Annotated in this window: 13 protein-coding genes and 3 pseudogenes; 11 read left to right on the top strand and 5 right to left on the bottom strand. The window is 40.5% G+C overall.

Features of this window, described 5'->3' with window-relative positions; genetic code table 11:
* The 9 genes and pseudogenes from DDT52_RS20640 to DDT52_RS20600 all read left to right on the top strand — a co-directional run.
* Positions 1 to 914, top strand: a 914-nt coding sequence (locus DDT52_RS20640; protein ID WP_210732750.1) for an S-type pyocin domain-containing protein, incomplete at its 5' end; no start/stop codon positions are given.
* Positions 911 to 1,384, top strand: coding sequence for a DUF6392 family protein (locus DDT52_RS20635; RefSeq protein WP_136157979.1), 474 nt, complete (start codon positions 911 to 913; stop codon positions 1,382 to 1,384). The genes DDT52_RS20640 and DDT52_RS20635, both read left to right, overlap by 4 nt.
* Positions 1,385 to 1,763: 379 nt before the next feature.
* Positions 1,764 to 1,919: pseudogene (locus DDT52_RS20625) on the top strand (DUF6392 family protein); the annotation flags it as partial.
* A gap of 31 nt (positions 1,920 to 1,950) precedes the next feature.
* Positions 1,951 to 2,691, top strand: coding sequence for an S-type pyocin domain-containing protein (locus DDT52_RS21330; protein WP_247595604.1), 741 nt, complete (start codon positions 1,951 to 1,953; stop codon positions 2,689 to 2,691).
* An 82-nt stretch (positions 2,692 to 2,773) separates the two neighbouring features.
* Positions 2,774 to 3,241, top strand: coding sequence for a DUF6392 family protein (locus tag DDT52_RS20615; protein ID WP_136157978.1), 468 nt, complete (start codon positions 2,774 to 2,776; stop codon positions 3,239 to 3,241).
* Positions 3,242 to 3,352: 111 nt separating this feature from the next.
* Positions 3,353 to 3,565 (top strand): annotated as a pseudogene (locus tag DDT52_RS21325) (GTP pyrophosphokinase); the annotation flags it as partial.
* A gap of 45 nt (positions 3,566 to 3,610) precedes the next feature.
* Positions 3,611 to 4,057: pseudogene (locus DDT52_RS21440) on the top strand (S-type pyocin domain-containing protein); the annotation flags it as partial.
* Positions 4,031 to 4,447, top strand: a complete 417-nt coding sequence (locus DDT52_RS21435; protein ID WP_345719101.1) for a DUF6883 domain-containing protein — start codon at positions 4,031 to 4,033, stop codon at positions 4,445 to 4,447. The pseudogene DDT52_RS21440 and the gene DDT52_RS21435, both read left to right, overlap by 27 nt.
* Positions 4,447 to 4,656 carry a DUF4926 domain-containing protein gene (locus DDT52_RS20600; RefSeq protein WP_136157977.1) on the top strand — a complete coding sequence of 70 codons (210 nt, stop codon included), beginning with the start codon at positions 4,447 to 4,449 and terminating at the stop codon, positions 4,654 to 4,656. Before DDT52_RS21435 ends, DDT52_RS20600 begins: the two co-directional genes overlap by 1 nt.
* 143 nt (positions 4,657 to 4,799) lie before the next feature.
* Here the strand turns inward: DDT52_RS20600 and DDT52_RS20595 are convergent, their stop codons facing one another.
* On the bottom strand, positions 4,800 to 4,979 hold the full coding sequence (locus tag DDT52_RS20595) for a hypothetical protein (RefSeq protein WP_136157976.1): 180 nt from the start codon (positions 4,977 to 4,979) through the stop codon (positions 4,800 to 4,802).
* Between the two features lie 454 nt (positions 4,980 to 5,433).
* Between DDT52_RS20595 and DDT52_RS20585 the strand changes: the two genes are divergently transcribed.
* Both DDT52_RS20585 and DDT52_RS21315 read left to right on the top strand, forming a co-directional pair.
* On the top strand, positions 5,434 to 5,619 hold the full coding sequence (locus DDT52_RS20585) for a hypothetical protein (protein WP_136157975.1): 186 nt from the start codon (positions 5,434 to 5,436) through the stop codon (positions 5,617 to 5,619).
* 682 nt (positions 5,620 to 6,301) lie between these two features.
* Positions 6,302 to 6,730 carry a hypothetical protein gene (locus DDT52_RS21315; protein ID WP_247595603.1) on the top strand — a complete coding sequence of 143 codons (429 nt, stop codon included), beginning with the start codon at positions 6,302 to 6,304 and terminating at the stop codon, positions 6,728 to 6,730.
* Here DDT52_RS21315 and DDT52_RS20575 read toward each other — a convergent pair.
* The 4 genes from DDT52_RS20575 to DDT52_RS20560 all read right to left on the bottom strand — a co-directional run.
* The gene (locus DDT52_RS20575) at positions 6,708 to 6,914 is read right to left on the bottom strand and encodes a hypothetical protein (RefSeq protein ID WP_136157974.1); all 207 of its coding nucleotides are present in this window, start codon (positions 6,912 to 6,914) and stop codon (positions 6,708 to 6,710) included. The two genes, DDT52_RS21315 and DDT52_RS20575, sit on opposite strands and share 23 nt — an antisense overlap.
* A gap of 126 nt (positions 6,915 to 7,040) precedes the next feature.
* On the bottom strand, positions 7,041 to 7,346 hold the full coding sequence (locus DDT52_RS20570) for a type II toxin-antitoxin system RelE/ParE family toxin (RefSeq protein ID WP_136157973.1): 306 nt from the start codon (positions 7,344 to 7,346) through the stop codon (positions 7,041 to 7,043).
* On the bottom strand, positions 7,334 to 7,597 hold the full coding sequence (locus DDT52_RS20565; protein WP_136157972.1) for a CopG family ribbon-helix-helix protein: 264 nt from the start codon (positions 7,595 to 7,597) through the stop codon (positions 7,334 to 7,336). Before DDT52_RS20565 ends, DDT52_RS20570 begins: the two co-directional genes overlap by 13 nt.
* A gap of 116 nt (positions 7,598 to 7,713) precedes the next feature.
* Positions 7,714 to 8,210: tyrosine-type recombinase/integrase (locus DDT52_RS20560; RefSeq protein WP_168709815.1), on the bottom strand; the 497-nt coding region annotated here is incomplete at its 5' end.

Here is an 8,210-nt window from a genome sequence, read left to right as displayed (position 1 = left end):
AAATGGCACAAAGTTTTTTGCTGATGGGGGCACTGATTCAGCACCACCTGAAAGGTGAAAAAGCTGACCTGTTAACGCCGGAGAAATTGCTTGAGGTAGCCAAAAAACAGGGTACGGTGCCAAGTCGTGTTCGCTATCAGTGGGTGGAGGATGAGGATACCGGCCGGCTGAAGGCAGTCGGTTATCACACCAGTATGGAAAGCGGGCGTGATCAGGTGCGCGTCAGGCTGTTGAAGCATGATTTTCCCAATAACCGTTACGAGTTCTGGGAAGAGGGCGCAACAGGACCAACCATTTTATGGACACCGGATAATCCGGGTGTGGAATTGCCTACTGATACGGCACACGGTGAACAGCCTGTTATCCCGTCAGCCATACCGGGATTTGAAATTCCAGAGATGGATGATGTCAGCATTCTTGTAACACCGATGCCGGACGAGAAGGATTTCCGTGATTACATTCTGGTGTTCCCGGAGAATGTGTTTCCGCCGATTTATGTTTATCTGAGTAAGCCTCCGGTTAACTTGCTTGATGTTGATTTATACAGTAATTTTAAGGGGCGTTCACGGCAGGGAAAATACCATGCTGATCACATGCCATCTGCGGCTGCTGTGGAGGCCTTTTTAAGAAGGGCATACCCTCACTTAAAAGAAACGCAGATAAAGACACTGAGTAAGCAGGTTGCTGCATTGATTATTCCGAAAGAGGTGCATCAAAAGATTAGTCAAACATACGGTTGGCGAAATCAATCGAGTGTTATAGAAAAAGACTCGCAGGATCTACGAGCTGCGCTTGATCGTAATCTTAACGCTATTAAACCAGCGTTAAGGGAAGCTGGGGCTACGGACGATGAGATAGAGGCAGCAAGGGAAAAAATGCACAGTTTGAATATTAAGCAAGGATTATATAAATGACCGTGAATGTTGATGCACTTATTAGGCATCTTGGTGAAAAATATTCTGATATTCTTGATGCCGGTTTAATTCCTTACAAAAAGACGCCTAAAGGTTCTTCAGGTTCTCCGGTACTTAGTTTAGATATGCCGAAAGAAGGGGTTTTTCTTGCGTTTGAACGAAATGGAAAAACTCTTATAGAGATTACTCTCATGATCCAGAATAAAACCGTTGTAGGTTGGGTCTTCCCGAATGATCTTCCTACGCCATTACAGAAGAATAGTAAAATGTCTCGTGAGTGGATACATGAAGTCTTTGGCAGTCCTATACGTAGTATCCCGCCTAAGGTCATAATGAATGAGGCGTTTGGATGGGTTGACTTATTTTCAGCAGAAGATTTTCATATTCAAACCAGTATACAGATAGATTACGACGAAGAGAATATAGTGAACGAGGTTGCATTCATTCCAACAGCGGCATTACGATGGTAATGTGTTCTGTTTACGATTTTTTAAGGTCAGGCTACCGACAATAGTGGGTCAGTAGCCAATTTTATGTACTACAGTTTTAATGGGGTGTTAGCCAATACCACCATCTATTGTTGCCCAATCAATAAAGGATATCTTTTGTAATATCTATTCTGGACGAAAGGATTTATACCTGCTGAAGTTCACCAAAAATCAGTGAAACTTATAGTAAACGCAATAGATCGCAGGATATTGATCGAGACTCTCATGATTTACACGGTGCGGTAGATCGCAACTTTAACGCGATAAAACCCACATTAAAAGAATATGGTGTGACAGAAGAGCAGTTGGAGTCGGCAAGAGAAAAAATGCATAAACTTAATGATGAACAGGGGTTGTATTAATGACCGTAAATGTAGAAGCATTAATCGATTGTTTGGGGAAAACCTATCAGGAAATGTTTGATGCAGGTCTGATCCCCTATAAAACAAAACCGACAGGCTTTTCTGATGATCCTGATATCAGTTTGGATATGGTAAAGGAGGGGGTTTATCTCTCTTGAAAAATCTGACCTGCTGACGCCGGAGAAATTGCTTGAGGTAGCCAAAAAACAGGGAACAGTGCCCAGCCGCGTGCGTTACCAGTGGGTGGAGGATGAGGATACCGGCCGGCTGAAGGCAGTCGGTTATCACACCAGTATGGAAAGCGGGCGTGATCGGGTGCGCGTCAGGCTGTTGAAGCATGATTTTCCCAATAACCGCTACGAGTTCTGGGAAGAGGGCGCAACAGGACCAACCATTTTATGGACACCGGATAATCCGGGTGTGGAATTGCCTACTGATACGGCACACGGTGAACAGCCTGTTATCTCGTCAGCGATACCGGGTTTTGAAATTCCAGAGATGGATGATGTCAGTATCCTTGCAACACCTATCCCGGATGAGAAAGATTTCCGTGATTACATTCTGGTGTTCCCGGAGAATGTGTTTCCGCCGATTTATGTTTATTTGAGTAAGCCTCCGGTTAACTTGCTTGATGTTGATTTATACAGTAATTTTAATGGGCGTCCGCGGCAAGGTAAATACCATGCAGATCATATGCCTTCTGCGGCGGCGGTTAAGGCATATCTGAAAGCACATTATCCCGAAATGACACCTGAAGATATTGAGCTTGCATCTCAGGATGTTGCTGCAATAGTGATACCTAAAAAATACATCAGCAGATCAGCCAAACCTACGGTGGCCGCAATAAATCTGAGCAAATTGAACTGGACTCAAAAAATCTTAGGTCTGCTCTTGACCACAATCTTGATGCTATCAAATCGGCTTTGAAAGAGCATGGGGTTACAGAAAGCCAGATAGAGACCGCAAGGACGAAAATGCATAAGCTAAACAGTGAAATGGGGTTATATAAATGACTGTAAATATTGATGCTTTGATAAGCTGTTTAGGCAAAAGTTATCAGGAACTTATTGGCAATGAATTGATTACCTACAAAAGCCCCCCAACTGGCTCATCTGGAGATCCAGACCTGAGTCTTGATATGGCAAAAGAAGGTATTTTCTTATCTTTCAAACGAGATGGCCGGATATTGCAGGCCGTTGTTATAAAAATCCAGAATGATAGGGTGAAGAACTGGATATTTCCGAATGAATTGCCAGAGCCATTGCAGAGAAGTATGTCGCGAGCATGGGTGCATGATAATATCGGATCACCATTGAGAAGCTGTCCCCCAAAGGTGGTTATGAGGCGCGCTTTTGGTTGGACTGACCTTTATGATGCTCAAAAGCGACCAATACCAACTATGATGCAGATAAGTTATGACACGTTAGATCAGGTCAGAGCGGTAACGTTTCTCCCAACATCAGAACTTCGCTGGTAATGAATGATATGGCCCCTTTCGGGGCTTCACTCCCAATTAATTATCCCTTCTGCGCAAACCCAAACGGCCTGACCATACCTTTACTGTTGGCATCAAGAAAATCAGCCCACCATTGCAGATGTTCAGACAAGGAAATATGGTGGTGAACGCATTCACCGGAAAAATACCAACCTTATGCATAGTGCTCAGGCCTGTGCTGAAGCCCAATCAATCAAATTATGCGATCTTATAGATAACAGCAAAACGGTAGTTGAGTACGATCCATTTTTTGCATGCGATTACTTGCTGGAAATGAAACGCCTGCTGGTGGTTCTGACCAAAGGACACCCCATTCTTTATTTACAGGTGTCGGAAGATCTCTAAAAGTGAATGGGGCGGTTTACCGGGATGCTTACACTGACGCCTGAGAAATTATTAGCGGTGGCGAAAAAACAGGGAACAGTGCCGAGTCGTGTGCGTTACCAGTGGGTGGAGGATGAGGATACCGGCAGGCTGAAGGCAGTCGGTTATCACACCAGTATGTAAAGCGGGCGCGATCGGGTGCGCGTCAGGCTGTTGAAGCATGATTTTCCCAATAACCGCTACGAGTTCTGGGAAGAGGGCGCAACAGGACCAACCATTTTATGGACACCGGATAATCCGGGTGTGGAATTGCCTACTGATACGGCACATGGTGAACAGCCTGTTATCTCGTCAGCGATACCGGGTTTTGAAATTCCAGAGATGGATGATGTCAGCATTCTTGTAACACCTATCCCGGATGAGAAGGATTTTCGGGATTATATTCTGGTGTTCCCGGAGAATGTGTTTCCGCCGATTTATGTTTATCTAAGCGAGGATAATTCACCATATATCACCAAAGGCGGTGTTCTTCAAAATGCAGATAAAGCAACCATTGATAAAAATAAATTGACAGGTTATGCATTAAACCCTGAACATCCCATCGAGGGACATAAAGCTAAAGTTTTTGAATCTGCGTTAGGTTATAATCAATCTAATGTGGACAAACTGATTAACCAAGTTAAACTTGGTGCTGGATTAAATTCTGCTGCATTAGGTAATGCAACTAACTATGGACAGCAGGTTATTGTTGATATGCCAATTGAAGGTATAAATGGGAATTCAGCTATTGTTCGGACAGGTTGGTTTTTTGACAATGGATCAGATGTTCCCCGGTTAGCAACCATTTATGTGAAGGGTAAGTGATGATGGTTTATTCTTTATTTGATGTTATTTATTTAAAAAATGATCTTCCAGAGGAAGGGTTAAAAAAAGGAATGTTAGGGACTATTGTTCACATTTATAACGAGCCATCCCCTGCATATGAGATAGAGTTTTGTGATGACAATGGTGTGACACTGGCTTGTATTACATTAACACCAGATTTTTTCAATGTGGTTGATTTTAAAAAGTAGTCTTACGATTTACTCATTAAAAATAAAAAAGCTCATAACGACGATCTTTAATAAACAAAAAGTAAATAGCAGCACAACGACCTTTATGTGCTGCTCACTAATTACAATTATGGCCTTAATGCGTTATCCTCATGGCCGCTTCTTTAGTCGATGTGTATCACTACTGGCACATGAAATACACGAAATAACAAATCAAGTCGTTCCCACAACACAAAAGACAGGATCTCTTTGGCTTGGGGATTTTCAATCTCAACAACGGAGTAAATTAATGCCCGGCATTGATCGATAATCTCTTCTGGTTCCAACGGCGTGTTATCGAACATGATGATAAGCCTCCGCTGCTGGATATTGAGATGTAGCAAAAAAACCAGTGCCCAGATGCAGATTTTCAGGCAGGGAATAGGTAAACTGACAGACAGCCATAGCGTTAGTCCTCATAACGGTGTGGTTAGCCCCTGTTTGGTATTGCAGTATCTTTCAGGGGTGAAACGGGTTTATAGATAGTCTTGTATACAGGTGCGAACCTTTTTGGCTGCAATTTAAGGCTAGGATTGGTGCTAGTCAATTGCTAAACGTGATACAAGAAAATTCACGGCGGGTAAGTCTCCAACCTTTCAGATCCGCATAATCCCAGACCTACGTAAGCAGTTAGATGAAGCGATGGATAATACTGGTATGAGTCTGAGAAACTGGTTCAAAGAATTGACTCGAAAGGATCTGAAAAGGCTGAATATTGAACCGAAAAAGATAGGTATATAAAAATAGCAGGGTCTGGTGATGAGTAAAAAAAATGAATCAGATAATTTTGAGTTGAAAATAAAAGAAGTAATTAAAAATGTGCAAGTCACTAAAAAACAACATTATGTTTTTCGTCATTATCTTTCTGCTTGGGCTAAGAAGGATAAAAAAGAAGTGAAGGCATGGTGCCTGTTTAAAGAAAATCATAGTATAAGAATATACTAGTATTAAAAATATTGCACAAAAACGATATTTTTATGAAATTAAATCGTTAACGGAGTTGGAAAAGTTAGTTGTTTTTTTAACATGCTATTGGTCTGAGAGAATAAATATAGGTGAAAATCCAAATTTTATGCTAAATATAAATGAGTTATGGTCAGATTTTGAAAAAAATATTTTTGACTCTTTGGATGGTGAATTGGTCAGTGAATTTGTTGATAAAAACAGGAAACAGGTTGAGAGGATATTCAATGTAAATATGAAAATATTGGGATAGGTTATCTCAATAATCTTATGCAAGATAGTTGTGATTTTTATTTAGATGAAAGAAGTAGAATCGATTTCGGAATGTATTTCTTTATGCAATATGTTAGAACTAATCGAATGAAAAAATTTATAATAAGTAATGTGGATTTTTTATCTAAAACTAGACCAGAAATAGTAAGAAATATAAATAGATTTGAATCTATGTTAAACGAGCAGTCAATAAAAGTTGACATAAGAAAAGTTAAACAACAAATGTATGAATTTAGTGACAGTCAAGTTTATGCGTTGGATAAAAGTGATTTTAATTTTTAAAAAACAAACTTCCTATGATCTGTTGTTAAATAAACAATGCTCTTTTATGATTGACAAAACTACTATTTTTATTTATTTGTTTTGTGTTAATAAATAATGCGGAGGGTGAATGAAAATATTAATTAACGTACAAAATAACTGGCCTGATAATGTAAAAGAACTCAATTCAGCTAAATATAATCAAAACGAAATCCCTTGGTATGGTAAAGAGTTATTCTTTTTACATGAGGACGGAATAGTTTATCAGTCATACGTGAAGATGCCGTTTATCGTTGATGTCGAAGAGTTTTCTTTATTCTCGTTAACAAAGAAAGACGATAGCGTTTTTTTGATAGAAAAAATCACTGACTGGCCTAAAGGTGCCAATATTCGAAAAGGATTTGTTCGTGCGCAATGGGGACATAAATCCTATGGATCTTGTTTTTATGTTTTTCCTGATGGTAGTAATATGTATGCTTATTTTGATGCTCCAGTGATTCAAGAACATCATAGGATATATAACATAATGCCTTTTATTACATGCGAGGTCTTGAACTAACTTGTCTTTTTAGTTCTTCAATCTTTATCTGTGCTTCTTCTAATAAGTTGCAAACAGTAATTACTCGTTGGTTAACGGTATCGAAAATCAGGTGCATTTCTAATTCAATAATAGTTTCTTCATTATTATCAAATTTATATGATAAATTAGTATTATGCGGGACAATGACATACTGTTCATTCATGATCGGATCTCATGTATGTATGGTTTAGGAAATTATAATAGCTCAATATTATCTGGATAGGAGGGTAACTAAATTCCCCTGTCTGTGCAACCTCAAACAACCTGACTATGCTTTAGCAGTTGGAATTCAGTAATAATCATTTTCTTTTTGGTGCTTAAAACCGACTACAATATAACGTCCCAGAGCGTCAATAAAATAACAGTATTCATAGCCCGAATCACCATAAGGGATAATCACTTCATATAAAAAATCATCTTCGTTTTCTTCATCAGAGATGAAGCCAGTGCTCAGCCCTTTTTCAAGGTTGTCCAGACTGTCAGCGATGGTGTTCTTAACATCGTTAATGACATAACCTGCAGAATTATTTTCGAGGAAGGCCAAACAGCGATTGATGCCTTGTCGGGCTTCTTCCGTAATGATCACTTGTGGCATTCAGGAAGATCTCCGTTTTTGTCACTCCGCAGAAAATCAACGACTTCTTTTCCCGTTAAATGATTTCCTGTGTTGAGGTAATTTACATATGAAGACTGTGCCTGCTGGCGTAAACGCTCTTTCTGTTCTTCTGTATCAACATAGGAAACGATAGCCTGCTTCATCAGATAGTGTTTTGTTCTCTTGCGCTTAGCCGCTAAGCGTGCAAGCCTTGCCTCAAGTTGGGTATCAAGTTTTACGGAGACTGCCATGTTAACCTCCCGAAGTCATTCTGGGTAATAAAGGGTAATACCTTTTATTACCCTGTTTGGGATGAAAAGTCAAACAGGCTCAGATCTCGCGTGGCGACTATTGCTGGCTAAGATCATTATCCCTTCTGCGCAAACTCAAACGGCCTGACCACTCCATCCCGGTTAGCATCAAGAAAATCAGCCCACCATTGCAGCATCAGGCGGCGTTGTTCAAGATGTTTAGCCTTATGTATGTAGGCTGCGCGAATGTTGTTCTTTTCCATGTGGCTCATTTGGAGTTCAACCACGTCTTCCGGCCAGATCCCCGATTCAATTAAGGCACTACACGCTAATGTGCGGAAACCATGACCGCACAAATCGGTTTTTGTATCGTAGCCCATTTTCCGCAGCGCCTTGTTGATGGTGTTTTCACTCATCGGCTTCATCGCGTCATAACAGCCCGTGAGGATAAATCCCTCATCACCGTTAACGTCATAGGTGAGATCTTTTAGCTCTTTCAGAATGTCCAGTGCCTGATTACATAGAGGAACATAGTGTTTTCTGCGCATTTTAGCTCCACGGCCTGAATGCTTGATCCCTTCAATGGCTTCACGCTGTTCAGGGATAACCCATA

The sequence above is a fragment of the Brenneria roseae subsp. roseae genome, assembly GCF_003115845.1.
Lineage (GTDB): Bacteria > Pseudomonadota > Gammaproteobacteria > Enterobacterales > Enterobacteriaceae > Brenneria > Brenneria roseae.
Note: the sequence above shows the minus strand (reverse complement) of the source record. Positions and strands in the feature narration are given on the sequence as shown.